This is a genomic window from Pseudomonas sp. SA233, from assembly GCF_054792385.1.
In genome coordinates, this window is record NZ_CP096449.1 from 4,022,022 (window position 1) to 4,047,834 (window position 25,813).

The 25,813-nt window shown below is 61.4% G+C and carries 22 protein-coding genes; 17 read left to right on the plus strand and 5 right to left on the minus strand.

Going from position 1 to position 25,813, the window contains the following annotated elements; all coding sequences use genetic code 11:
• The first annotated feature begins 49 nt into the window (after nucleotides 1-49).
• From M1D87_RS18520 to M1D87_RS18540, 5 genes are all read left to right on the plus strand, one after another.
• Nucleotides 50-1,378, plus strand: coding sequence for a urate hydroxylase PuuD (locus tag M1D87_RS18520; RefSeq protein ID WP_061551043.1), 1,329 nt, complete (start codon nucleotides 50-52; stop codon nucleotides 1,376-1,378).
• Between the two features lie 209 nt (nucleotides 1,379-1,587).
• Nucleotides 1,588-2,943 carry a nucleobase:cation symporter-2 family protein gene (locus tag M1D87_RS18525; RefSeq protein WP_123085411.1) on the plus strand — a complete coding sequence of 452 codons (1,356 nt, stop codon included), beginning with the start codon at nucleotides 1,588-1,590 and terminating at the stop codon, nucleotides 2,941-2,943.
• Nucleotides 2,944-3,083: 140 nt separating this feature from the next.
• A complete protein-coding gene (locus M1D87_RS18530; protein WP_015271165.1) occupies nucleotides 3,084-3,869 on the plus strand; it encodes an outer membrane protein OmpK in 786 nt (261 codons plus the stop codon).
• 351 nt (nucleotides 3,870-4,220) lie between these two features.
• The gene (locus M1D87_RS18535; protein WP_003259506.1) at nucleotides 4,221-5,003 is read left to right on the plus strand and encodes an outer membrane protein OmpK; all 783 of its coding nucleotides are present in this window, start codon (nucleotides 4,221-4,223) and stop codon (nucleotides 5,001-5,003) included.
• A 423-nt stretch (nucleotides 5,004-5,426) separates the two neighbouring features.
• The gene (locus M1D87_RS18540) at nucleotides 5,427-6,755 is read left to right on the plus strand and encodes an IS110 family RNA-guided transposase (RefSeq protein WP_461241459.1); all 1,329 of its coding nucleotides are present in this window, start codon (nucleotides 5,427-5,429) and stop codon (nucleotides 6,753-6,755) included.
• 83 nt (nucleotides 6,756-6,838) lie between these two features.
• On the opposite strand, the gene M1D87_RS18545 is transcribed toward M1D87_RS18540, so the two are convergent.
• On the minus strand, nucleotides 6,839-7,753 hold the full coding sequence (locus M1D87_RS18545; RefSeq protein ID WP_015271166.1) for a DUF808 domain-containing protein: 915 nt from the start codon (nucleotides 7,751-7,753) through the stop codon (nucleotides 6,839-6,841).
• Between the two features lie 132 nt (nucleotides 7,754-7,885).
• On the opposite strand from M1D87_RS18545, the gene M1D87_RS18550 reads away from it, so the two are divergent.
• The gene (locus tag M1D87_RS18550; protein ID WP_013973538.1) at nucleotides 7,886-8,497 is read left to right on the plus strand and encodes a TetR/AcrR family transcriptional regulator; all 612 of its coding nucleotides are present in this window, start codon (nucleotides 7,886-7,888) and stop codon (nucleotides 8,495-8,497) included.
• A gap of 122 nt (nucleotides 8,498-8,619) precedes the next feature.
• Here M1D87_RS18550 and M1D87_RS18555 read toward each other — a convergent pair whose 3' ends face one another.
• Nucleotides 8,620-9,060, minus strand: coding sequence for a GlcG/HbpS family heme-binding protein (locus tag M1D87_RS18555; protein ID WP_013973539.1), 441 nt, complete (start codon nucleotides 9,058-9,060; stop codon nucleotides 8,620-8,622).
• Between the two features lie 257 nt (nucleotides 9,061-9,317).
• On the opposite strand from M1D87_RS18555, the gene gcl reads away from it, so the two are divergent.
• The 7 genes from gcl (at nucleotide 9,318) to M1D87_RS18590 (ending at nucleotide 17,866) form a co-directional block, all read left to right on the plus strand.
• Nucleotides 9,318-11,093, plus strand: a complete 1,776-nt coding sequence (gene gcl, locus M1D87_RS18560) for a glyoxylate carboligase (protein WP_015271168.1) — start codon at nucleotides 9,318-9,320, stop codon at nucleotides 11,091-11,093.
• 68 nt (nucleotides 11,094-11,161) lie between these two features.
• Complete coding sequence (gene hyi / locus M1D87_RS18565) at nucleotides 11,162-11,944, plus strand: hydroxypyruvate isomerase (RefSeq protein WP_003259508.1); 783 nt, start codon at nucleotides 11,162-11,164, stop codon at nucleotides 11,942-11,944.
• A gap of 181 nt (nucleotides 11,945-12,125) precedes the next feature.
• Entirely contained in the window at nucleotides 12,126-13,019 is an 894-nt protein-coding gene (locus M1D87_RS18570) for a 2-hydroxy-3-oxopropionate reductase (protein WP_003259509.1), read from the plus strand.
• Nucleotides 13,020-13,200: 181 nt separating this feature from the next.
• The gene (locus M1D87_RS18575) at nucleotides 13,201-14,475 is read left to right on the plus strand and encodes a glycerate kinase type-2 family protein (protein WP_039614445.1); all 1,275 of its coding nucleotides are present in this window, start codon (nucleotides 13,201-13,203) and stop codon (nucleotides 14,473-14,475) included.
• Nucleotides 14,472-15,887, plus strand: coding sequence for a pyruvate kinase (gene pyk, locus M1D87_RS18580; RefSeq protein WP_013973542.1), 1,416 nt, complete (start codon nucleotides 14,472-14,474; stop codon nucleotides 15,885-15,887). Before M1D87_RS18575 ends, pyk begins: the two co-directional genes overlap by 4 nt.
• A gap of 212 nt (nucleotides 15,888-16,099) precedes the next feature.
• Entirely contained in the window at nucleotides 16,100-16,972 is an 873-nt protein-coding gene (locus M1D87_RS18585) for an urea transporter (RefSeq protein WP_123085409.1), read from the plus strand.
• 45 nt (nucleotides 16,973-17,017) lie between these two features.
• Nucleotides 17,018-17,866 carry an ion transporter gene (locus tag M1D87_RS18590; RefSeq protein ID WP_421091855.1) on the plus strand — a complete coding sequence of 283 codons (849 nt, stop codon included), beginning with the start codon at nucleotides 17,018-17,020 and terminating at the stop codon, nucleotides 17,864-17,866.
• Between the two features lie 48 nt (nucleotides 17,867-17,914).
• Here M1D87_RS18590 and M1D87_RS18595 read toward each other — a convergent pair whose 3' ends face one another.
• Nucleotides 17,915-18,862: an RHS repeat-associated core domain-containing protein gene (locus M1D87_RS18595; RefSeq protein ID WP_461241460.1), complete on the minus strand. Its 948-nt coding sequence runs from the start codon at nucleotides 18,860-18,862 to the stop codon at nucleotides 17,915-17,917.
• Nucleotides 18,863-19,224: 362 nt separating this feature from the next.
• Here M1D87_RS18595 and M1D87_RS18600 point away from each other — a divergent pair, with 362 nt between their 5' ends.
• Nucleotides 19,225-20,226 (plus strand): sulfate ABC transporter substrate-binding protein, encoded by a 1,002-nt coding sequence (locus M1D87_RS18600; RefSeq protein ID WP_023661740.1) that lies wholly within the window; start codon nucleotides 19,225-19,227, stop codon nucleotides 20,224-20,226.
• Between the two features lie 124 nt (nucleotides 20,227-20,350).
• On the opposite strand, the gene M1D87_RS18605 is transcribed toward M1D87_RS18600, so the two are convergent.
• Both M1D87_RS18605 and M1D87_RS18610 read right to left on the minus strand, forming a co-directional pair.
• The gene (locus M1D87_RS18605) at nucleotides 20,351-21,277 is read right to left on the minus strand and encodes a class I SAM-dependent methyltransferase (protein WP_123085418.1); all 927 of its coding nucleotides are present in this window, start codon (nucleotides 21,275-21,277) and stop codon (nucleotides 20,351-20,353) included.
• Between the two features lie 148 nt (nucleotides 21,278-21,425).
• Nucleotides 21,426-22,319 (minus strand): DMT family transporter, encoded by an 894-nt coding sequence (locus M1D87_RS18610; RefSeq protein ID WP_039614450.1) that lies wholly within the window; start codon nucleotides 22,317-22,319, stop codon nucleotides 21,426-21,428.
• Nucleotides 22,320-22,453: 134 nt separating this feature from the next.
• On the opposite strand from M1D87_RS18610, the gene M1D87_RS18615 reads away from it, so the two are divergent.
• From M1D87_RS18615 to M1D87_RS18625, 3 genes are all read left to right on the plus strand, one after another.
• Nucleotides 22,454-22,891: an Lrp/AsnC family transcriptional regulator gene (locus tag M1D87_RS18615; protein ID WP_003260363.1), complete on the plus strand. Its 438-nt coding sequence runs from the start codon at nucleotides 22,454-22,456 to the stop codon at nucleotides 22,889-22,891.
• A 557-nt stretch (nucleotides 22,892-23,448) separates the two neighbouring features.
• A complete protein-coding gene (locus M1D87_RS18620) occupies nucleotides 23,449-24,981 on the plus strand; it encodes an NCS1 family nucleobase:cation symporter-1 (RefSeq protein WP_039614451.1) in 1,533 nt (510 codons plus the stop codon).
• A gap of 16 nt (nucleotides 24,982-24,997) precedes the next feature.
• A complete protein-coding gene (locus M1D87_RS18625; protein WP_123085408.1) occupies nucleotides 24,998-25,726 on the plus strand; it encodes an aspartate/glutamate racemase family protein in 729 nt (242 codons plus the stop codon).
• The last annotated feature ends 87 nt before the right edge of the window (nucleotides 25,727-25,813 follow it).

Here is a 25,813-nt window from a genome sequence, read left to right on the forward strand (position 1 = left end):
GTCATTCAAGGGCATTGCCCGAGCGGGTGACCGGCAAGAGGTACATACTGTGGAAGCACACCTTCACGAATGGCTGAACCTGAGCATTCGCTGGGTTCACATGATCACCGGTGTCGCCTGGATCGGTGCATCGTTCTACTTCGTCTGGCTGGAGAACCACCTGAACCGAAGCAACCCGCGCGATGGGTTGTCGGGTGATCTCTGGGCAATTCACGGCGGTGGTATCTACCACCTGGAGAAATACAAGCTCGCCCCCCCGAAAATGCCCGAGAACCTGCACTGGTTCAAATGGGAGGCCTACTTCACCTGGATGTCCGGTATTGCCCTGCTGTGCGTGGTGTTCTACTGGAACCCGACCCTGTACCTGCTGGCCCCTGGCAGCACCTTGAGCGGTGCCGAAGGCGTGGCCATCGGTATCGGCTCGCTGATCGCAGGCTGGTTCATCTACGACTTCCTGTGCGACTCGCCTCTGGGCAAGAAGCCAGCGCTGCTCGGTGCGGTACTGTTCGTGCTGATCATCGCGGCATGCTGGGGCTTCAGCCTGGTGTTCAGCGGCCGTGGTGCGTACCTGCACACCGGCGCGATCATCGGCACCATCATGGTCGGCAACGTGTTCCGCATCATCATGCCAGCCCAGCGCCAGCTGGTTGCGGCGATCGAGAACAACCAGACCCCAGACCCGGTACTGCCGGCCAAGGGCCTGCTGCGCTCGCGCCACAACAACTACTTCACCCTGCCGGTGCTGTTCATCATGATCAGCAACCACTTCCCGAGCACCTACGGTAGCCAGTACAACTGGCTGATCCTGGCCGGTATCGCAGTAGCCGCGGTCCTGATCCGCCACTACTTCAACACCCGCCACGACAGCAACAAGTACGCCTGGACCCTGCCGGTCGGCGCCCTGGCGATGATCTGCCTGGCCTATGTCACCGGTCCGAAACCGATGGCCGTCAGCCCGGAGCAAGCTGCGGCGAAGATCGAATACCAGCCTCTGCCTGCAACTGCGGTTGGTGGCAAGACCGCTGCCGAGCAACGCGCCGAGGACGCCGCCAAGGCTGCCGCAGCGCCTGCCGCGCCGGCCGAAGCCCCAGCCCAGGCCACCGCCCAGGCCGGCGGCGAGAGCTTCGACAAGATCCACAATGTCATTCAGGAACGCTGCACCGTGTGCCACTCGTCCAAGCCGACCAGCCCACTGTTCAGCGCCGCCCCTGCCGGCGTGATGTTCGACACCCCGCAGCAGATCCAGGCCCAGGCCGCGCGCATCCAGGCGCAAGCGGTCGCCAGCCAGATCATGCCGCTGGGCAACATCACCCAGATGACCACCGAAGAGCGCAAGCTCGTCGGTGACTGGATCGCCAAAGGCGCCCCGGTCAACTGAAACACAATTGTCGGGATAACACCGCCCCCTGTGGGAGCGGGTTCACCCGCGAAGAGGCCGGCACTCCCGGCCTCTGTTTCAAGACATATGCAACAAGCAAGCATCGAGCGTTCAGCGTCAGGCGGGAACCCCAGGCTCTCTTCACAGCGAGCCTGCCGCCTGAGGCCGGCGCTTGGATCCGAGAATAAAAACAAAACTCGAGGTGCTGCATGTCCGAGTCACGCAAGGCGTACATCCCTGTTGCGCCGCCGCGCGAGCCCTTGCCCCTGTTCCAACTGTTCCTGGTTGGCCTGCAACACGTTCTGCTGATGTACGGTGGTGCCATCGCCGTGCCATTGATCATCGGCCAGGCCGCCGGGTTGTCCCGTGAAGAAGTCGCTTTCCTGATCAACGCCGACCTGCTGGTCGCTGGCGTCGCCACCATCATCCAGTCCTTCGGTATCGGCCCGGTGGGCATCCGCATGCCGGTGATGATGGGTGCCAGTTTCGCTGCCGTCGGCAGCATGGTGGCCATGGCCGGCATGCCCGGCGTGGGCCTGCAGGGGATCTTCGGCGCGACCATTGCCGCCGGGTTCTTCGGCATGCTGATCGCGCCGTTCATGTCCAAGGTCGTACGCTTCTTCCCACCCCTGGTTACCGGCACGGTGATCACCTCGATTGGCCTGTCGCTGTTCCCGGTGGCAGTCAACTGGGCCGGTGGTGGCCAACAGGCAGATACCTTCGGCTCGCCGATCTACCTGCTGGTGGCCGGCCTGGTACTGGCGGTAATCCTGCTGATCAACCGCTTCATGCGCGGTTTCTGGGTCAACGTGTCGGTGCTGGTGGGCATGGGCCTGGGCTACATCCTGGCCGGCTCCATCGGCATGGTCGACCTGTCGGGCCTGAACGACGCACCGTGGCTGCAAGTGGTCACCCCACTGCACTTCGGCATGCCGACCTTCAGCCTGGCGCCGATCCTGTCCATGTGCCTGGTGGTGGTGATCATCTTCGTCGAGTCCACCGGCATGTTCCTGGCCCTGGGCAAGGTGACCGATCGTGAAGTTACCCCAGGGATGCTGCGTCGCGGCCTGCTGTGCGATGCCGGTGCGTCGTTCATCGCCGGCTTCTTCAACACCTTCACCCACTCCTCGTTCGCCCAGAACATCGGCCTGGTGCAGATGACCGGGGTGCGCTGCCGCTATGTCACCATCGTGGCCGGTGCACTGCTGATCCTGCTCAGCCTGCTGCCCAAGGCGGCCTTCCTGATCGCCTCGATCCCGCCTGCGGTGCTGGGCGGCGCGTCCATCGCCATGTTCGGCATGGTCACCGCCACCGGGATCAAGATTCTCCAGGAGGCGGACATCGGCGACCGTCGCAACCAGCTGCTGGTTGCAGTGAGCGTCGGCTTCGGGTTGATCCCCGTGGTACGTCCGGAGTTCTTCGCCCAGATGCCCCAGTGGATGGAGCCCATCACCCACAGTGGCATCGCCATGGCCACGGTCAGTGCCCTGGTGTTGAACGTGCTGTTCAACATCCTTGGTGGTGCCGACCGCGCGGTGCACAACGAAGCCTGTCACCAACATTGAGCCAGACGGGGCGGCGCATGGCCGCCCCGCATTCACACAGGCAGTAAACGCAACACCGTCGGCCCGCCGGAATGGGCCGCCCGGGGCGCCTGCGCGCCAAATAAACCGCCAACAAAAACAATAAGTCCGGGAATCACAACATGAAGCGCATCACCACGTCCCTGTTGCTGGGCAGCAGCCTGCTGGCCACCCTCCCCTCGCATGCAGGCGAATGGCTGCAATGGCACGGCGAAAGCCTGACCTACCTGTACGGCAAGGACTTCAAGGTCAACCCTGATATCCAGCAGACCATCACGTTCGAGCACGCCAACAAATGGAAGTACGGCGACACCTTCATGTTCGTCGACAAGATCTTCTACAACGGCAAGGCCGACGCCAGCAAAGGCGTCACCACCTACTACGGCGAGTTCAGCCCACGCCTGTCATTCGGCAAGATCTTTGACAAGAAGCTGGCCTTCGGCCCGATCAAGGACGTACTGCTGGCCATGACCTACGAGCGCGGCGAAGGCGACAACGAGGCCTACCTGATCGGCCCTGGTTTCGACCTGAACGTCCCCGGCTTCAACTATTTCACCCTGAATTTCTACGTGCGCAACACCGAGGGCAGCCGCCCGGGTGACAACGTCTGGCAGATCACCCCCGGCTGGTCGTACACCATCCCCGTGGGCAGGTCCGACATTCTGATCGACGGCTACATGGACTGGGTGACCGACAATGACCAGACCCGCCGTGGCACCTACCACGCCAACCTGCACTTCAACCCGCAGGTGAAGTACGACCTGGGCAAAGCGCTGAACCTGGGCGCCAAGCAGCTGTACGTGGGCTTTGAGTACAGCTACTGGAAGGACAAGTACGGCATCGACAGCCGCGGCAATCTGGAAAGCAACCAGAGTGTCGCCAGTGCGCTGATCAAAGTGCACTTCTAGAAAACTGACCAAACGCACAAGTTTGTTCCACTCTGCTCCAGGACGGAGCACTTGAGGCAAGGCGCGCAAGCCAGTAATCTGCGCGCCCCCTCGATCAGGGCAGAACGGATTCTGCCTGCGTTTACTGACCGCTCAGTCAATGAATACGGGCGGTTGGCCAACGTGTTGCCAGCCTGAAAGACCCTTTTCATCCGTTCAGAACGAAGTCGAGCAGGAAGGTTTTGCCAGCCCAGGAAAGTTGGCTCAACCCTTGCCAAACAGCTGTGGCCTATCGAAAAAAGCTGACTCAAAAGACAAAAAGCGCCAATAACGAGCGCTGACAACAGATCAATCAAGGGAGCGACACTCGCAATGCGTACCATCAACAGCCTGATCCTCGCCGGCGGCCTGCTGGCCTGTGGCACCACCTTCGGCGGCGACCTGCTGCAATGGCAGAACAACAGCCTGACCTACCTGTGGGGCAAGAACTTCAAGGTCAACCCGTCGATCCAGCAAACCGTGACCTTCGAGCACGCTGATGGCTGGAAGTACGGCGATAACTTCATCTTTGTCGACAAGATCTTCTACCAGGGCCAGAAAGATGAGGGCAACGGCCCGAACACCTACTACGGCGAAATCAGCCCGCGCCTGTCGTTCGGCAAGATCTTCGACCAGAAGATAGGGTTTGGCCCGGTCAAGGACGTACTGCTGGCGATGACCTACGAGTTCGGCGAAGGTGATACCGAGTCGTACCTGATCGGCCCTGGTTTCGACCTGGACATCCCTGGCTTCGACTACTTCCAGTTGAACTTCTACAACCGCACCACCGACGGCAGCCGCGCCGGCGACAACGTGTGGCAGATCACCCCGGTGTGGTCGTACACCATTCCGGTCGGTTCGTCCGATGTGCTGATCGACGGTTTCATGGACTGGGTGGTGGACAACGACGAGAACCGCCGCGGCACCTACCAGGCCAACCTGCACTTCAACCCGCAGATCAAGTATGACCTGGGCAAGGCCTTGCACCTGGGCGAGAAGCAGCTGTATGTGGGTGTGGAGTACGACTACTGGAAGAACAAGTACGGCATCAAGGATTCCGATGCCTTCACCACCGACCAGAACACCATGAGCTTCCTGCTCAAGGTTCACTTCTGATCGGAGCATAGGGGCTGCTGCACAGCCCTTCGCGGCACAAGGCCGCTCCTACAGGTACGGCACAGGTTTCAGAAACTGTGTATTCCCTGTGGGAGATCACCCAGCCCTTCCGGGCTGCGCTGTCGCGCAGCAAACATGAGGCGCATGACTTCAGATCTGTGGCAGCGCTGACATTTTGAAAAAGAAAAGGCGGCTGGCCTATTAGGGCCAGCCGCCTTTCGCTTTGTTAGGGTTTGAGCGCGCGGGACAGAGATCGTAGCCAGCACTGGTGTGTGTCAGCACACCCGCGTGGGAGAGTGATCCGCACGGTATCGGCGTGAAGTCCCTGTAGGCATCAGCTGAATCAGCTGTGACCACGTATGAGAGAGTGAACCCTTTCGCCACCGTGTGCCCCGCGCGCCCTTTATCCTGCGAGTATTCACCATGGCGCGCAAGCCTTCCAAGCAACGCTTCACCATCGTTCATCCCGACTGCGCTGCGATTGATGTAGGTAGTCGAGAACACTTTGTCGCGGTTGATCCCCAGTACGAGAACGCCGTTCAGTCATTCACGTCCTTTACCGACGACTTGTACAAGCTGGCCGATTGGCTCGATAGCTTGGCCATCAAGGTCGTAGCCATGGAGTCCACAGGCGTTTACTGGATTCCGATTTACGAAATCCTCAGCGAACGGGGATTCGAGGTCTATCTTGTTAATGCCCGAGCTACCCGGCAAATAACTGGACGCAAGTCTGACGTGCTGGATTGCCAATGGATCTGGCAACTGATGACTCATGGTCTCTTGCGAGGCGCTTTTCGCCCAAGCGACCCAACATGCTGCGTTCGCTCACTGGTCAGGCAACGGGCTTTCAAAGTGAAAGACCAGGCTCAAACCTTGAACCGGATACAGAAGGCACTGAGCCAAATGAACATGCAGTTGGCCAATGTCATCAGTGATATTTCAGGCGTGACGGGCATGAGAATTTTGCGAGCAATCATCGCGGGTGAGCGAGATCCTGCTCGATTGGCTGAGCTGACCGATGGCCGCATCAAGGCAGGTAAAGACACCATTGCGCGTAGCCTGCATGGCAATTGGCGACGAGAGCACCTGCATGCATTGGCGCAGGAGCTCGCAGCCTATGACTTTCTTGAGCAACAGATCGCTGAATGCGATGCCGTCATCGGAAAGGCATTGGAACAACTACCCGTACTGGAGCATGAACCACAACCACCCAGGAAAGCGCTGCGAAGCCCACACCGGACGAGCGCTCAACAGGCAGCGCTACACCAAGCCCTCTGGCAGGTGCTAGGGGTCGATTTGACCGCTATTCCAACAATTGGCGTGGACACCGCCCTGGTGCTGGCGGGAGAGATCGGCTCTGATCTCTCACGATTTCCATCATCCCAGCACTTTTGCTCCTGGCTAGGGTTGGCCCCGCCGACTCGTATCTCAGGCGGCCGCCAGCTATCAGGGGGCGGTCCTAAGGTCATTAACCGAGCGGCACAGGCGCTCAAGCAGGCCGCTTCAAATGCACGCAACGACAAGGGTTTCATCGGGGCATCGCATCGAGCCAGATTGACTCGCATGGACACCAGTTGCGCCATCAAAGCCACTGCACACCAACTGGCTCGACTGGTCTACACACTGCTGACAAAAAAACAGACTTATGTTGAACAGGGGCTCGAAGCATTCGAAGCCAAAAGCCAAGACCGACAGCTTCGGGCTTTGCTTCGCAAAGCCCGAAAGCTGGGATATCAATTGGTGGCAGCCTAAGGTGCTTAAAAAACAGCGGGTTGCATTTTGTTTGATGAGAGCGGCCTTGCCTGCGAACCGGGGCAAAGCCCCGGCCATGCAAATCAGGTGGCCGGCCGAACCGCCCGCCACAATTTCCCCGCAATGCCCACCACGGCCAGCACCACGGCACCGGCCACAACCCCAACACCGCCGTTCAGCAGTGCCACGGTCAACGCCCCGCCACGCCCTTCGCTAAATGCCTCGATCGCATGATGCAGAGGTGCGATGCCATGCACCAGGATCCCGCCACCAACCAGGAACATGGCCGCCGTGCCGATCACCGACAGGCTCTTCATCATGTATGGCGCGGCACGCAGAATGCCGTTACCCACCGCCCTGGCCAGGCGTGATGCCTTGCGCGTCATCCACAGCCCCAGGTCATCGAGCTTGACGATACCGCCCACCAGCCCGTACACGCCGATGGTCATGACCACCGCGATGCCCGACAGCACGACGATCTGCTGGGTCAACGGCGAGTCGGCAACGATGCCCAGGGTGATGGCGATGATCTCTGCCGACAGGATGAAGTCGGTACGTACCGCGCCCTTGATCTTGGCTTTCTCGAACGCCACCAGGTCGACATTGGCATCGGCCACCGCCTCCTTGAGCGCTTCGTGCTCGGCGTCAGTTTCGGCCTTGCTGTGCAGGAACTTGTGCGCCAGCTTCTCGAAGCCCTCGAAGCAAAGGTAGGCACCGCCCAGCATCAGCAACGGCGTCACCGCCCAGGGAATGAACGCACTGATCAGCAGCGCCGCCGGCACCAGGATGGCCTTGTTCACCATCGAGCCCTTGGCTACTGCCCACACCACAGGGATCTCGCGCTCGGCACGTACCCCGGTGACCTGCTGGGCATTCAGCGCCAGGTCATCGCCCAGCACGCCTGCGGTCTTTTTTGCCGCCACCTTGGTCATCACCGAGACGTCATCGAGCACAGTGGCGATGTCGTCGATCAGTACCAGTAGACTGCTTCCTGCCATGTTTGCCTGCATCCAGAAGAGTGAGTGTCCAGGATTCTAGCCCAAAGCCGCTGCCTTGAGCGCCCGTCGAGCCCGGTGCTACCATGCCCGATCCCTCTTAGAGGTGGCCAGACACGAGGAAGATCCCTGACCATGAGCACCATTCGCGAGCGCAACAAGGAACTGATCCTGCGCGCGGCCAGCGAGGAATTCGCCGACAAGGGCTTCGCCGCCACCAAGACCAGCGATATCGCGGCCAAGGCCGGCCTGCCCAAGCCGAACGTGTATTACTACTTCAAATCCAAGGACAACCTCTACCGCGAGGTCCTGGAGAGTATCATCGCGCCGATCATGCAGGCGTCGACCCCGTTCAATGCCGACGGTGACCCGAAGGAAGTGCTGAGTGCGTACATCCGCTCGAAGATCCGCATTTCGCGCGACCTGCCGCATGCGTCCAAGGTGTTCGCCAGCGAGATCATGCACGGTGCCCCGCACCTGTCGCCGAACCAGGTAGCGCAGCTGAACGAGCAGGCGCGCCATAACATCGAGTGCATCCAGCGCTGGATCGACCGCGGGCAAATCGCCCATGTGGATGCGCATCACCTGATGTTCAGCATCTGGGCAGCGACCCAGACTTATGCCGATTTCGACTGGCAGATCTCTGCCGTGACCGGCAAGGCCAAGCTGGCCGACAGCGATTATGACGCCGCAGCCGAGACCATCATCCGCATGGTGCTCAAGGGCTGCGAGCCCGAGGTAGCCTGACCCCCGGCGCTGGCTTCTACGCGGGTGAACCCGCTCCCACAGGGACACCACGAGCTTCAAGCCTGTGATGATCCTGTGGGAGCGGGTTCACCCGCGAATAGGCCGGAACAGGCAACAGAGATTTAGGCTGCTACACCCGCATCCGCCTTCAACCCCACCTCCTCGATCGCACTGATCGCGCACTGCTCGTCGATATCCGACGTATCCCCGCTGATCCCTACCGCACCCAACACTTTGCCGTCCTGATCACGCACCAGCACACCACCCGGCGCCGGCACCACCGGTCGCTCGCCCAACCCGTTCAGCGCGGCAAAAAATGCCGGCCGCTGCTGCGCGTCCAGCGCCAGCAGGCGCGACCCCTTGCCCAGGGCAATAGCCCCCCAGGCCTTGCCGGTAGCCACCTCCGGCCGGATCAGGCTGGCGCCATCCTCGCGCTGCAGCGCCAGCAAGTGGCCGCCGGCATCCAGCACCGCCACGGTCAGTGGCGCGGCGTTGATCTTGCGGCCCGCCGCCAGCGCGGCATTCACCAGGCTGACCGCGACTTTCAGGTTCAAAGCGTTCATGGAAAGGTCCTCTTCTTGTTGTGAGAAGCCCTGAGGGCAGGTGAAAAACCGATAAGCCAATAGAACACAACTAAATCTTTTTTTGTATACAATATATTGGAACGATCGTATGCGAGATTGCAAACACCCGTTTTCACGGGCGCTTGAACGAAAGCGACCTCGTCCGACGAAAACCCGTTGACCTGAGCGGCCAGCCGTGAATACACTCTGGCACAAAGCAAGTTGTATACAATTACAAAATCGATGAGGCACAAACCATGAGCAAAATGAGAGCAATCGATGCAGCCGTTCTGGTCATGCGCCGTGAAGGTGTAGATACCGCGTTCGGCATCCCGGGGGCTGCCATCAACCCGTTGTACTCGGCCCTGAAGAAAGTCGGTGGCATCGATCACGTCCTCGCTCGTCACGTCGAAGGCGCCTCGCACATGGCCGAGGGTTACACCCGTGCCAACCCAGGCAACATCGGCGTGTGCATCGGCACCTCCGGCCCAGCCGGCACCGACATGGTCACCGGCCTGTACAGTGCCTCCGCCGACTCCATCCCGATCCTCTGCATCACCGGCCAGGCCCCACGTGCCCGCCTGCACAAGGAAGACTTCCAGGCCGTCGACATCACCAACATCGTCAAGCCGGTCACCAAGTGGGCCACCACCGTTCTGGAGCCAGGCCAGGTGCCTTACGCCTTCCAGAAGGCCTTCTATGAAATGCGCACCGGCCGCCCAGGCCCGGTACTGATCGACCTGCCGTTCGACGTGCAGATGGCCGAAATCGAATTCGACATCGACGCCTACGAACCGCTGCCAGTGCACAAGCCGTCCGCTACCCGCGTACAGGCCGAAAAAGCCCTGGCCCTGCTCAATGACGCCGAACGCCCGCTGCTGGTAGCCGGTGGCGGCATCATCAACGCCGACGCCAGCGACAAGCTGGTCGAGTTCGCCGAACTGACCGGTGTACCAGTGATTCCAACCCTGATGGGCTGGGGCACCATCCCGGACGACCACGCACAGATGGTCGGCATGGTCGGCCTGCAGACTTCGCACCGCTATGGCAACGCCACCCTGCTGAAATCCGACCTGGTGTTCGGTATCGGTAACCGTTGGGCCAACCGCCACACCGGTTCCGTCGACGTTTACACCGAAGGCCGCAAGTTCGTGCACGTGGACATCGAGCCGACCCAGATCGGCCGCGTGTTCACCCCGGACCTGGGTATCGTTTCCGACGCCGGCAAGGCACTGGACGTGTTCCTCGAAGTGGCCCGCGAGTGGAAAGCCGCTGGCAAGCTGAAGTGCCGCAAGGCCTGGCTGGAAGACTGCCAGGAGCGCAAGGCCACCCTGCAGCGCAAGACCCACTTCGACAACGTGCCAGTCAAGCCGCAGCGCGTCTACGAAGAAATGAACCAGGTATTCGGCAAGGACACCTGCTACGTCAGCACCATCGGCCTGTCGCAGATCGCTGGCGCGCAGTTCCTGCACGTGTACAAGCCACGCCACTGGATCAACTGCGGCCAGGCCGGCCCGCTGGGCTGGACCATCCCTGCCGCCCTCGGTGTGGTCAAGGCCGATCCGAAGCGCAAGGTGGTCGCGCTGTCGGGTGACTACGACTTCCAGTTCATGATCGAAGAGCTGGCGGTGGGCGCACAGTTCAACCTGCCGTACGTGCACGTGCTGGTGAACAACGCCTACCTGGGCCTGATCCGTCAGGCACAGCGTGGCTTCGACATGGATTACTGTGTACAACTGGCGTTCGAGAACATCAACTCGACCGACGCCGCCACCTACGGTGTCGACCATGTCGCCGTGGTCGAAGGCCTGGGCTGCAAGGCCATCCGTGTATTCGAGCCGGCCGAGATCGCCCCTGCCCTGCTCAAGGCACAGAAGATGGCCGAAGAGTTCCGCGTACCGGTGGTGGTCGAAGTGATTCTCGAACGTGTGACCAACATTTCCATGGGCACCGAGATCAACGCGGTCAACGAGTTCGAAGACCTGGCTCTGGTCGGCAACGACGCGCCAACCGCCATCTCGCTGCTGGACTGATCGCCTGACGCCCCCGTGCCGGCCCCTACCTGAGGGCGCCGGGGGCCTTCATCGCAAGGAGACACAACATGCCTCGCTTCGCTGCCAACCTGTCCATGCTGTTTACCGAACAGGACTTCCTGGCCCGCTTCAAGGCTGCCGCCGATGCTGGTTTCAGCGGCGTAGAGTACCTCTTCCCGTACGATTTCAGCGCTGCCGAGATCAAGCAGCAGCTGGACGCCAACGGCCTGACCCAGGTGTTGTTCAACCTGCCGGCGGGCGATTGGGCCAAGGGGGAGCGCGGTATCACCTGCCACCCTGACCGCGTCGAGGAATTCCGCGCCGGTGTCGACAAGGCCATCGAATACGCCAAGGTGCTGGGCAACACCCAGGTCAACGCCCTGGCCGGCATTCGCCCACAAGGCCCGGACTGCGCCACCGTGCGCAAGACCTTCGTGGAAAACCTGCGCTACGCCGCCGACAAGCTGAAAGCCGCCGGGATCCGCCTGGTCATGGAAATGATCAACACCCGCGACATCCCCGGCTTCTACCTGAACACCACCAAACAGGCCCTGGAAATCCAGGCCGAGGTTGGCAGCGACAACCTGTTCCTGCAGTACGACATCTACCACATGCAGATCATGGAAGGTGACCTGGCTCGCACCATGGAAGCCAACCTGAAACTGATCAACCACATCCAGCTGGCCGACAACCCCGGCCGCAACGAGCCAGGTACCGGCGAGATCAACTACCGCTTCCTGTTCGAACACCTGGACCGCATCGGCTACCAGGGCTGGGTGGGCGCGGAGTACAAGCCGCTGACCACCACCGAAGCGGGCCTGGGCTGGCTGAAGACCCATAACGCAATCTAAGGCTGATCGGGTCCCGTGACACATGCCTGACCCTGTGGGAGCGGGTTCACCCGCGAATGCGATGTTGGCTTCACTGCCGCTTTCGCGGGTAAACCCGCTCCCACAGAGTTTTGTGTCCAACAAGGGGGGCCTGTGCAGCCTGCTCCATCGAGATTCAACAAATACAACGAGGTAATCTCTCATGGCTAAAATTGGTTTCATCGGCACCGGCATCATGGGCAAGCCCATGGCTCAGAACCTGCAGAAAGCAGGTCACAGCATCTTCATTTCCACCCACCACGACGCTGCCCCGGCCGACCTGATCGCCGCCGGTGCCGTGGCCCTGGCCAACCCGAAGGAAGTTGCCCAGGAAGCCGAGTTCATCATCGTCATGGTCCCCGACACCCCGCAGGTCGAGAGCGTCCTGTTCGGTGACAACGGCGTGGCCGAAGGCGTGGGCCCGAACAAGGTCGTGATCGACATGAGCTCGATCTCCCCTACCGCCACCAAAGCCTTCGCCGAGAAGATCAAGGCTACCGGCGCTGCCTACCTGGACGCCCCGGTGTCCGGCGGCGAAGTCGGTGCCAAAGCCGCGACCCTGAGCATCATGGTCGGTGGCTGCCCGAAAGCCTTCGAGCGCACCCTGCCGCTGTTCGAAGCCATGGGCAAGAACATCACCCGCGTCGGTGGCAATGGCGACGGCCAGACCGCCAAGGTGGCCAACCAGATCATCGTTGCCCTGAACATCCAGGCCGTTGCCGAAGCCCTGCTGTTCGCCGCCAAGAATGGTGCCGACCCGGCCAAGGTACGTGAAGCCCTGATGGGCGGCTTCGCCTCGTCGAAGATCCTCGAAGTGCACGCCGAGCGCATGATCAAGGGCACCTTCGACCCAGGCTTCCGCATCAACCTGCACCAGAAGGACCTGAACCTGGCCCTGCAAGGCGCCAAGGAACTGGGCATCAACCTGCCCAACACCTCCAATGCACAGCAAGTGTTCAACACCTGCCAGGCCCTGGGCGGCGGCAACTGGGACCACTCGGCGCTGATCAAAGGCCTGGAGCACATGGCCAACTTCTCGATCCGCGACGACAAGTAAGTAATTTTTAGCCTTCACCGGCCTGTTCGCGGGCAAGCCCGCGAAGAAGCCAACACCTTTGAACCTGCGACCACAGGTTCAACGGTGGCACCGAGCAACACCCGCCCCTGGTTCGGCCTGCACGGAGGCAGTTCCAGGGGCGTTTTTGATTCTGCAGAACAACAATAATTGGGAGCCTGCCATGTCGGTCGATCCGCAAAACCTTCTCCGCGAGCTGTTCGACACAGCCATCGCCGCCGCCCACCCCCGTCAAGTCCTCGAACCCTACCTGCCCGCCGACCGCAGCGGCCGGGTCATCGTCATCGGTGCCGGCAAGGCCGCAGCCGCCATGGCCGAAGTGGTCGAGAAGTGCTGGCAGGGCGAAGTCTCCGGGCTTGTTGTCACTCGGTACGGTCACGGTGCCAACTGCCAAAAGATCGAGGTGGTCGAAGCCGCCCACCCGGTCCCCGATGCCGCCGGCCTGGCCGTGGCAAAACGCGTGCTGGAACTGGTCAGCAACCTCAGTGAAGACGACCGCGTCATCTTCCTGCTGTCCGGCGGTGGCTCAGCGCTGCTGGCCCTGCCCGCCGAAGGCCTGACCCTGGCCGACAAGCAGCAGATCAACAAGGCGCTGCTGAAATCCGGCGCCACCATCGGCGAGATGAACTGCGTGCGCAAGCACCTCTCGGCGATCAAGGGCGGCCGCCTGGCCAAGGCCTGCTGGCCGGCCACGGTGTATACCTATGCCATTTCCGATGTCCCGGGCGACCTCGCCACGGTGATCGCCTCCGGCCCTACCGTGGCCGACCCGAGCACCTCGGCCGACGCCCTCGCCATCCTCAAACGCTATAACATCGAAGCACCCAAGGCGGTTATCGACTGGCTCAACAACCCAGCCTCGGAAACCGTCAAGGCCGACGACCCGGCCCTGGCCCGCAGCCACTTCCAGCTGATCGCCAAGCCCCAGCAGTCGCTCGAAGCCGCCGCGGTCAAAGCCCGCCAGGCCGGGTTCAGCCCGCTGATCCTCGGCGACCTGGAAGGCGAATCACGCGAAGTGGCCAAGGTGCACGCCGGTATCGCCCGGCAGATCGTCCAGCACGGCCAGCCACTGAAGGCACCCTGCGTGATCCTGTCCGGCGGCGAAACCACCGTGACCGTGCGCGGCAATGGCCGTGGCGGGCGCAACGCCGAATTCCTGCTCAGCCTCACCGAAAGCCTGAAAGGCCTGCCGGGCGTGTACGCCCTGGCCGGTGACACCGACGGTATCGATGGCTCGGAAGAAAACGCCGGCGCCTTCATGACCCCGGCCAGCTACGCCCGTGCCGAAGCCCTGGGCCTGTCGGCCAGCGACGAGCTGGACAACAACAACGGCTACGGCTATTTCGCCGCCCTGGATGCGCTGATCGTCACCGAGCCGACCCGCACCAACGTCAACGATTTCCGCGCCATCCTGATCCTCGAGACTGCCCAATCATGACGCCTGATAAAAAAGTAAAGATCCTCGCCACCCTCGGCCCTGCGATCAAAGGCATCGACGACATCCGCCAACTGGTAGAAGCCGGGGTGAACATCTTCCGCCTCAACTTCAGCCACGGCGAGCACGCCGACCACGCCCTGCGCTACCAGTGGATCCGCGAAGTCGAGCAGCAACTGAACTACCCGCTGGGTATCCTCATGGACCTGCAGGGGCCGAAGCTGCGCGTCGGCCGCTTTGCCGACGGCAAGGTGCAGCTGCAACGCGGCCAGGCCCTGCGCCTGGACCTGGACAACACCCCGGGCGACAGCCGCCGGGTCAACCTGCCGCACCCTGAGATCATCGCCGCCCTCGAGCCGGGCATGGACCTGCTGCTGGACGACGGCAAGTTGCGCCTGCGCGTCACCGCCAAGCACAGCGACGCCATCGACACCGAAGTGCTGGCCGGTGGCGAGCTGTCCGATCGCAAGGGTGTCAACGTGCCGCAAGCGGTGCTCGACCTCTCCCCGCTCACCGAGAAAGACCGCCGCGACCTGGCCTTCGGCCTGGAGCTGGGCGTGGACTGGGTGGCCCTGTCGTTCGTGCAGCGCCCCGAAGACATCACCGAAGCACGCCAGCTGATCGGTGACCGTGCCTACCTGATGGCGAAGATCGAAAAGCCATCGGCGGTCGAACAGTTGCAAGCCATCGCGGAACTTGCGGATGCAATCATGGTGGCCCGTGGCGACCTGGGCGTGGAAGTGCCGGCCGAAAGCGTACCGCAAATCCAGAAGCGCATCATCGGCACCTGCCGCCAACTGGGCAAACCGGTGGTGGTGGCCACGCAGATGCTCGAATCCATGCGCTTCTCGCCAGCGCCGACCCGCGCCGAAGTCACCGACGTGGCCAACGCCGTGGCCGAAGGTGCCGATGCGGTGATGCTGTCGGCCGAGACTGCCTCGGGTGAGTACCCGCTGGAAGCCGTGCAGATGATGAGCAAGATCATCCGCCAGGTGGAGAACGGCCCGGACTACCAGGCCCAGCTCGACGTTGGTCGGCCGAAGGCCGAGGCCACCGTATCGGACGCCATCAGCTGCGCCATCCGCCGTATCAGCGGCATTCTGCCGGTGGCGGTGCTGGTCAACTACAGCGAGTCGGGCGCCTCGACCCTGCGCGCGGCACGCGAGCGGCCACGGGCACCGATCCTCAACCTCACCCCGAACCTGGCCACCGCGCGTCGCCTGAGCGTGGCGTGGGGCGTGCACTCGGTGGTCAACGACCGCCTGCGCCAGGTGGACGAGGTTGTATCCACCGCACTGGAGATTGCCCAGGCACAAGGCATGGCCAGCCGTGGCGACACGCTACTGATCACTGCCGGTGTGCCTTTCGGCAAACCGGGGTCGACTAACACGCTGCGGATCGAGACCTTGATCTGAGATTTCGGGGGCGCCTTGCGCCCCATTCGCAGCACAAGGCTGCTCCTACAAAGGGACCGCGAAAACCTCCCGCTGCGCGGTCCCTTTGTAGGAGCAGCCTTGTGCTGCGAATGGAGGGCAAAGCCCTCCTCGTACACAGAAACATCACAACTGCGGAAAACCCGAGGCCCAAAGAGGCCCACCGCGCCCCATCAACCTCACTGACTGCCCCGATGTACACCAAAAATTTCGTCAACCCGTGCCCCGACTGGGCCACGGCGTTACTCAACGGCTTCAGCCAGGTGCTGCTGCTGCGCAACCCCCTGTGCGGCCTGTGCTGCCTGCTGGCCATCCTGCTGACCGCCCCCGGCCTGGTCGGTGGCGCCCTGCTCGGCGCCCTGGCCGGCCTGCTCACCGCCCAGGCTCGCGGCTACGACCGTGCCGACCGCCAAGCCGGCCTGTACAGCTACAACGGCGTGCTGATCGGCATCCTGATCAGCGCCGTGCTGCCCTGGTCGGTCATCCTGCCGCCACTGATCATCGCCGCTGGCGGCCTGTCCAGCATCATCACCCACCAGTGGCGCAAGCGCGGCGGCAAGCTGCTGATCGCCTACACCGCACCCTTCGTCCTGCTTGGCTGGGCCGTATTGCTGATCGCCAGCCCCTCGCCCAGCGGCTTCGTCGAAGCCCAGCCGCTGTACGCGTTGGCGCGCGGCGTGGGCCAGATCTTCCTGCTCGACCAGCCCCTGGCCGGCCTGCTGATCGTCATCGGCATGTTCATCGCAAACCCTTATGCCGCAATTTGGGCGGTGATCGGCTCGGCCATTGGGGGCGGTGTAGCGCTGCTCGCGGACCAGGCACAGGCAGCGTGGATGGGCCTTTACGGTTTCAACGCTGCGCTGGCGGCACTCGCGTTCAGTAGACAAGGTGAAAAGCCGTGGCTGACAGTGCTGGCCATCGCCCTGGCCCTGCTACTGCAACCGCTGTTCAAGCTGCTACCGGTGCCCGGCCTGACCGCGCCCTTCGTCGCCGCCTGCTGGCTGATGCACCTGGGTAATCATCTGGCCCAGCCCAGGCAGCGTGACGTCAGCCGCTTGCACAGCTGAAATGCAACCCCTAGGCTCAGCCCATCGCTTTTGTGGAACGAGCCAATGAACAACCCTGCGAGCCTGCGCGAGCAGCTCTACATCATCGTCTTCCAGACCGATACCGTGGCTGGAAGACGCTTCGACAAGATCCTCCTGCTGATCATCCTGGCCAGCCTGGTGACGGTGATCCTCGACAGCATCGACGAGGTGCACCAGGGCTACGCCGGCCTGCTGGCCGGCATCGAGTGGGGCTTTACCGCGATCTTCCTGGCCGAGTACCTCACCCGCCTGTACTGCTCGCCCAAGCCTTTGCGCTATGCCTTCAGCTTTTATGGCCTGGTCGATCTGCTGGCGATCGTGCCGGGGATCATCGCGCTGTACTACAGCGACGCCCAGTACCTGCTGATAATCCGCGTGATACGGATGCTGCGGATCTTCCGCGTGATACGGATGCTGCGGATCTTCCGCGTGCTCAAGCTCAGCCCGTACCTCAAGCAGGCCCATTACCTGATGGAGGCGCTGCGCGGCAGCAAGCAGAAGATCATCGTGTTCCTGGTGACGGTATCGACCCTGGTGACGGTGTTCGGCACCTTGATGTATGTGATCGAAGGGCCTGAGCATGGCTTTACCAGCATTCCCAAGGGCATCTACTGGGCCATCGTTACCCTGACCACGGTAGGCTTTGGCGACATCGTGCCGAAGACCCCGCTGGGGCAAGTGCTGTCGTCGCTGGTGATGATTACCGGTTATTCGATCATTGCCGTGCCGACCGGGATCTTTACCGCCGAGCTGGCCAATGCCATGCGCGGGGAGCAGCTGCAGCACTCCTGCCCGAACTGCAGCAAGAAGACTCACGAGCACGGCGCGGCGTTCTGTTCCCGGTGCGGAAGCGGACTGTTTCCAAAGCTGTGATGTTGGCGGCTGTGGCTGTGAGCCGCAGCCGACCATCGCACGCTTTGACTATCGACGAATTTGTCTAATTTCTGCATTCAGTCCGTCCTGATTGCTATTGAAACCCGGAGCGCCGCTCCCATTCCACTCTTCAGCTGTAAACCAACTTTGCATCTCTTTTTCCAGCGCAGCAGCCCCAGCCTCATTGGGTTCGAAAGTAGTTATTGCAATCGGCTTTGAGCGCACTCTGACGAAACCATAATTCCCAGCAACACGATCAGTGGCAGAAAAATTGTAATCCTTCATTGAATCGCCTTTCAGATCAATTATCAACCCACCCTTAACATAAATCTCGCGCCCGGCAAAGTTCTCATGAGTGGCTGTCCTCGGCAACAGTTCCGGAGCCTCTCCCCGAGCCAACCCGTAGTGTTTGTAACCATCATCCTGAGCCTCATATACATAAATACTTCTACGTTCATCAGCAGATTTCTTTTTTAGCAGCTTTTTCAAAAGCCCCGTCGGCAAACTTTTTTCTTTCATGAAGCCGGTTGTACCAGTTCGAAGCCTCGGCATGAAAAGCTTTGTAATATTTACGCGACCTGAAGGATCCAAACCATTGACCGGATCAGAGGCACAGTAGACATAACTATTGATACCGCCTTTATTGAAAGGACTTAAATTATCAGGGGAAAGGAAGCGCATAAGTCTTGGCGCAAACTGACGATGCCCGTTTCCTAGAAGATAACCACTTGTTACAAAATCCAGTTTTTCACCATTGAAAGCTTTCCTACCCTCCATATCATTGTACGCGCCAAATCCGTAGGGCGTATATGAGAGTTCATTAATTTCATTGGCAACCTCCCCATACACTGTCCCTGTATCACTACTCATTAGCAGCTTGGTGCTGGCCCCCAACGACGCAAGCGGCCATCTTGATACAGAGAAAAAATTCAGGTTTTTCTCACCCTCTTCGACTACCAACCTATTTTTACAATAAAAAAATCGAACCCTTCTCACAAATCCCCCTTAAAGCCTTTAATTCTACACAATAATTCTGCCTTGATTGTCGCAATGACATCAAACCGCCCCATTAACTCCAATCGCAGTTTCAGGCCTATTCTGGGCACTTTTTATTTGACCTGGCTACTGGTAAATTTATCAGGTCTTATGCCAAAGCCCTCAGCCCAGCGCCTGTCGCCAGCACGCCATCCTTACCAAGATCGCGTATGGTTTAAGTTCCATGCGATCAACGTGACTGACCTCAACAGCAGCGCTGCTGTTGGCATAAACAAAGTATTTTTTGTTCTTTAACTACCACTACTCCACCCGCTATAGTCGCAGGCAAACTGCCAACACCTTCTCGATAACAAGGAAGCAACGTGAAAAAACTCTTCACCGCCTCGCTGCTCGCCGCAGGCCTTGCCCTGGGCAATTTCGCCCAGGCTGCCCCCACCCTGCTCAACGTTTCCTACGACGTGATGCGCGACTTCTACAAGGACTACAACCCGGCCTTCCAGAAGCACTGGGAAGCCGAGCACAACGAGAAGGTCAACGTGCAGATGTCGTTCGGCGGCTCGAGCAAGCAGGCGCGAGCGGTGATCGATGGCCTGCCGGCCGATGTCATCACCATGAACATGGCCACCGACATCAACGCCCTGGCCGACAACGGCAAACTGGTGCCGGACAACTGGGTCAGCCGCCTGCCGAACAACAGCGCGCCATTCACCTCGGCCACTGTGTTCATCGTGCGCAAGGGTAACCCCAAGGCGCTGAAAGACTGGCCCGACCTGCTCAAGGATGGCGTACAGGTAATCGTGCCCAACCCAAAGACCTCGGGTAACGGCCGCTACACCTACCTGTCGGCCTGGGGTTATGTGCTCAAGCAAGGCGGTGATGAAAACAAGGCCAAGGACTTTGTCGGCAAGCTGTTCAAGCAGGCGCCGGTGCTGGACACCGGTGGCCGCGCCGCCACCACCACCTTCATGACCAACCAGATCGGTGACGTGCTGGTGACCTTCGAGAACGAAGCCGAAATGATCGCCCGCGAGTTCGGCCGCGACCAGTTCGAAGTGGTCTACCCGAGCGTGTCGGCCGAAGCCGAGCCACCGGTCACCGTGGTCGACAAGGTAGTGGCGAAGAAAGGCACCCAGGCCGCGGCCGAGGAATACCTGAAGTACCTTTGGTCGCCAGCCGCCCAGGAAATCGCCGCACAGAACTACCTGCGCCCGCGTGATGCGACGGTACTGGCCAAGTACACCGACCGCTTCCCGAAAGTGGACTTCCTGTCGGTGGAGAAGACCTTTGGTGACTGGCGCACCGTGCAGAAGACCCACTTCAATGATGGTGGGGTGTTTGACCAGATCTACACCAACAATCAGTAATTGATGTAAGCCTTACCTGCCTCTTCGCGGCTAAAGCCGCTCCCACAGGAACCCCACAGCCCTCAGGTTTTGCACTGTACTTGTGGGAGCGGGTTTACCCGCGAAGAGGCCAGCAAGGGCAACATCAGGCCTGACGGAACACCAGAGCCTTCAAGCCCCCCGCCGGGTCCACGTCAGGAAACTCCGGTGGGTTCTCCAGCCGCTCGACGAATTTCAGCGACGGCGCCTGCTCCACCATCCCCTCGATCAGAAACTCTGGCCCGATGCCCGGATCGTTCACGCATGCCAGCACCGTTCCGCCCTCGCTCAACAACTCCGGCAGGCGCCGCAGGATCTTCGCGTAATCCTGGGTCAGCACAAAGCTGCCGCGCTGGAAGGTCGGCGGGTCGATGATGATCAGGTCGTAAGGCCCGTACTTGCGCACCTTGCCCCATGACTTGAACAGCTCGTGCCCCAGGTAGGCCACCCGCGACGCATCGTGGCCATTGAGGCGGTGGTTGTCGCGGCCCCGGGACAACGCCGACTTGGCCATGTCCAGGTTAACCACCTGCTCGGCGCCACCGGCAATCGCCGCCACCGAGAAACCGCAGGTGTAGGCGAACAGGTTCAGCACGCGCTTGCCCGCCGCCTGCTCGCGAACCCAGCGCCGACCATAGCGCATGTCGAGGAACAGGCCATTGTTCTGCCGCACGCCCAGGTCCAGCAGGTAGGTCAGCCCATCCTCGACCACCTCGCGCTGCTGGCACGGTTCGCCCAGCAGCCACTGGCCGGGGCTGTCGGGCAGGTAGCGATGCTGGAGAAGGATGGCTTGACCAGTCCACTGCGGGCGCTCGGCGATTGTGCGCAGCATGGCCTCCAGTTCGGCCAGCTGGCCTTCCGCCGGCTCGCGGAACAGAGCGACCGACAGCACGCCTTGCAGCCAGTCGACTGTGACCTGCTCCAGGCCCGCCCAGCAGCGGCCGCGGCCGTGGAACAGGCGGCGGGTTTCCTGCGGGGCAGGGTCGAGGGCGGCGAGCAGGTGTTGCTCCAGGGTCTGGATCGGCGAAGTCATCATGGGTCGCAAGCTGGCAAAAGCGGCATTCTACCTTGCGGGCCCTTTCGCGGGTAAACCCGCTCCCACAGATGCTGCGCACGGTTCGGGCCTGTAATGATCCTGTGGGAGCGGGTTTACCCGCGAAAGGGCCCGCAAGACCATCTCTTTACTCGGCCACAACCCGCGCTGGCCGGAACCACCACCCCTGCTGCATCCCCGCCGCCGCCAGCAGGATCAACGCCACCCCCAGCCACTGCAACGGTGCCAGCCGGTGCCCGAACGCCACCCAGTCCACAAGAATCGCCGCAATCGGGTAGATGAACGACAGCGCGCCGGTCAACGCCGTGGGCAAGCGCTGGATGGCGCTGTACAGCAACACATACATCAAGCCGGTGTGCACCATGCCCAAGGTCACCAGGCTGGCCAGCGCCGGCACTTCACCCGGCAACCCGCCAAGCTTGACCCACGGCGCCAGCAACAGCACACCCGTGGCCACCTGGATCAGCGCGATCAGGTGCGGTGGCGTGCCACTCAGGCGCTTGATGATCAACGCCGCGATGGCATACAGGAAGGCCGCCCCCAGCGCCAGCGCAATGCCCAGCAAATAGTCCTCACCGCCACCCTGCCCCGCGCCATGGGCACTGACGATGGCCAGCATGCCGAGGAACGCCACGCTAAGCCAGGTAACTTTGGCCAGGGTGATCTTCTCGCCCAGGAACACCGCCGCCAGCCCCACCAGCATGAACGGCTGCACGTTGTACACCGCCGTGCCGATGGCAATCGACGCCCGCGAGTAGGAGGCGAACAGCAACACCCAGTTGCCGACAATGGCCACACCGCTGGCAATCGCCAGCAGGAACGCCGTGCGGCTGATCACGCCCGGCCGCAGAAAGCCGAACCCCGCGCAAATCGCCAGCAAGGTCACGGCACCGAACACGCAGCGCCAGAACACCACCTCGAGCACCGGCTGGCCTGACACCAGCACGAACCAGCCGATGGTCCCGGAAATCAGCATGGCGGCAACCATTTCCAGCGAGCCACGACGCAATGAACTGTCCATCTCAAACCTCCTGTTGACGATGGCGACAGTATGCAAAGGTTGTCGGTGAGCCCTCCAGCGCATAACGAAGGAAAATTGGCCAGTTTGCCTTTACTATCAAGGCAAATCACGCGAATAACCTGATTGAGGTGACCATGACCGATGCCATCGACCAACTGCTGATCAACGCGCTGATGGAAGACTCGCGCCGCTCACTCAAAGCCCTGGCGCAGATCAGCGGGCTGTCTTCACCCAGCGTCAGCGAACGCCTGCGCCGCCTGGAAGAACGCGGCGTGTTGCGCGGTTACACCGTAGAGGTCGACCCACGCGCCTTTGGCTACCAGCTGCAGGCCATCGTGCGCATCCGTCCGCTACCCGGGAAGCTGCAGGAGGTGGAGCGGCAGATCATCGCCATTCCCGAATTCACCGAGTGCGACAAGGTAATTGGCGAAGACTGCTTCATTGCCCGCCTGCATGTTCGCTCGATGGAGCAACTGGACACCCTGCTCGACCGCCTCTATACGGTGGCCGAGACCAATACGGCGATCATCAAGAAGACACCGGTCAAGCGGCGGTTGCCGCCGATGGATTGAATCTGCCTGTGCGGGCCTCTTCGCGGGTAAACCCGCTCCCACAGGATTTCGACCGACCTGAATGCTACGGGGTACTTGTGGGAGCGGGTTTACCCGCGAAGAGGCCAGCACAGGAAAAAGCTGACTATTTTTTGTACACAATAATGTAACCATAAGTGCCGTTTTTGTGTGCACTTTCCAAGATCACGCCCCAATACGTTACACACTTCCCACAACTTATTCTGACCAAATGATCAACTAAATCATCTTCGAAAAATTTAAACCTGTTCATTTGGTCAACTTATATCCCCTTCATTTCATCAACTTATATTTCAACAAGATAGATTCGAAATGATGGCCAACTGAAGTTCGCTTTTTCCTTGGCACGGAACTCGCTTTTGTGTGTTCGTGTTTTGTATACAAACCAAACAAAACATAAATACACAAGAACCCGCGACGCCGACCCAACATCGGCCGCCGCGCCCCAAACCCTGAGATGCCAACGCTGCACCGACGAGATGGCGAGCCCGTGCGCATGCCCGCTCATCGCAGTCCACGTGCATCAGGAGCCCGCCGGAATGAGTACCAGCTTCGACCTTGCCCCTGAACTATCCGTCGCCAGCACCCACCCCGCGTCCACTCTCGCCGGCAGCCAGCCGGAACTTGCCCTGAGCCCGCGCCTGCATAACCGCGACCTCGCCCCGACGCGCATCGAAGGCCGCCGCTGGGGCGGCTACAGCATCTTTGCGCTGTGGACCAACGATGTGCACAACATCGCCAACTACTCGTTCGCCATGGGCTTGTTCGCCCTCGGCCTGGGTGGCTGGCAGATCCTGCTGTCGCTGGCCATCGGCGCGGCGCTGGTGTACTTCTTCATGAACCTGTCCGGCTACATGGGGCAGAAGACCGGCGTACCGTTCCCGGTCATCAGCCGCATCGCCTTCGGCATCCATGGTGCGCAGATTCCGGCGCTGATTCGTGCGGTCATCGCCATCGCCTGGTTCGGCATCCAGACCTACCTGGCTTCGGTGGTGCTGCGCGTGCTGCTCACCGCTGTATGGCCGCAGATGGCAGCCTACGACCACGACAGCATCCTCGGCCTGTCGAGCCTGGGCTGGGTGTGCTTCGTGTCGATCTGGCTGGTACAGCTGGTGATCCTGGCCTATGGCATGGAGATGGTGCGCCGCTACGAGGCCTTTGCCGGCCCGGTGATCCTGCTGACCGTCGCCGCTCTGGCGGTGTTCATGTACTTCAAGGCCGACGCCCGCATCGCCTGGTCAGTTGCCGAACCGCTGACCGGCTACGAGATGTGGCGCAACATATTTGCCGGCGGCGCACTGTGGCTGGCGATCTACGGCACCCTGGTGCTGAACTTCTGTGACTTCGCCCGCTCCTCGCCATGCCGCAAGACCATCCGCGTCGGCAACTTCTGGGGCCTGCCGGTGAACATCCTGGTGTTCGCCGTGATCACCGTGGTGCTGTGCGGCGCGCAGTTCCAGATCAACGGCCAGATCATCGACAGCCCGACCCAGATCGTCGCGGCCATCCCTAGTACAGCGTTCCTGGTACTGGGCTGCCTGGCCTTCCTGATCGTGACGGTGGCGGTGAACATCATGGCCAACTTCGTCGCCCCGGCCTTCGTCCTCAGCAACCTGGCACCGCGTCACCTGAACTTCCGCCGCGCCGGGCTGATCAGCGCCACTCTGGCGGTGCTGATCCTGCCGTGGAACCTGTACAACAGCCCGCTGGTGATCGTGTACTTCCTGTCCGGCCTGGGTGCCCTGCTCGGCCCGCTGTACGGGGTGATCATGTCCGACTACTGGTTGCTGCGCAAAGGCTGCATCAACGTGCCGCAGCTGTACAGCGAAGACCCGGCTGGCGCCTACCACTACACCAAGGGCATCAACCTGCGCGCCGTGGCCGCCTTCGTGCCGGCCGCCCTGCTGGCCATCGTCCTGGCCCTGGTGCCCAACTTCCATGGCGTGGCGCCATTCTCCTGGCTGATCGGTGCCGGCATCGCCGCCGCACTTTACCTGCTGATCGCCCCACGCAAACACCAATACCAGGACGTCAGCGGCGAATGCATCGCCGTGGACCACAGCAGCCATTGACCAGGGAGGACTACCCATGCGCATTCTGATCGCCAACGTCAACACCACCGAAGCCATCACCGAAGCCATTGCCGAACAGGCCCGTGCGGTGGCAGCGCCCGGCACCGAAATCATCGGCCTCACCCCATGGTTCGGTGCCGAGTCGGTGGAAGGCAACTTCGAAAGTTACCTGGCCGCCATCGCGGTGATGGACCGGGTGCTGGCCTACGAAGGCCCTTACGACGCCGTGATCCAGGCGGGTTACGGCGAACATGGCCGCGAAGGCTTGCAGGAACTGCTGAACGTACCGGTGGTGGACATCACCGATGCAGCCGCCAGCACGGCGATGTACCTGGGCCATGCCTACTCGGTGGTGACCACCCTGGACCGCACCGTGCCGCTGATCGAAGACCGCCTGAAGCTCTCCGGCCTGTATGACCGCTGCGCATCGGTGCGGGCCAGCGGGCTGGCGGTGCTGGAGCTTGAAGCCGACCCACAGCGCGCCGTGGAGGCGATTGTCGAGCAGGCAGAACGCGCCGTGCGTGACGACAAGGCCGAGGTGATCTGCCTGGGTTGCGGCGGCATGGCCGGGCTGGACGAGCAGATCCGCCAGCGCACCGGCGTGCCAGTAGTCGATGGCGTGAGCGCGGCGGTGACCATGGCCGAATCGCTGGTGCGCATGGGCTTGAGTACCTCCAAGGTCCGTACCTTTGCCACGCCACGGGTGAAGAAAGTGGTGGGTTGGCCGATGCGGTTCGGGCGTTAGGAGTCTTTCGCCTGTCCTGGCCTCTTCGCGGGTAAACCCGCTCCCACAGGGACCGCATTGCTCTCAAGGCCTGCGCAGTACTTGTGG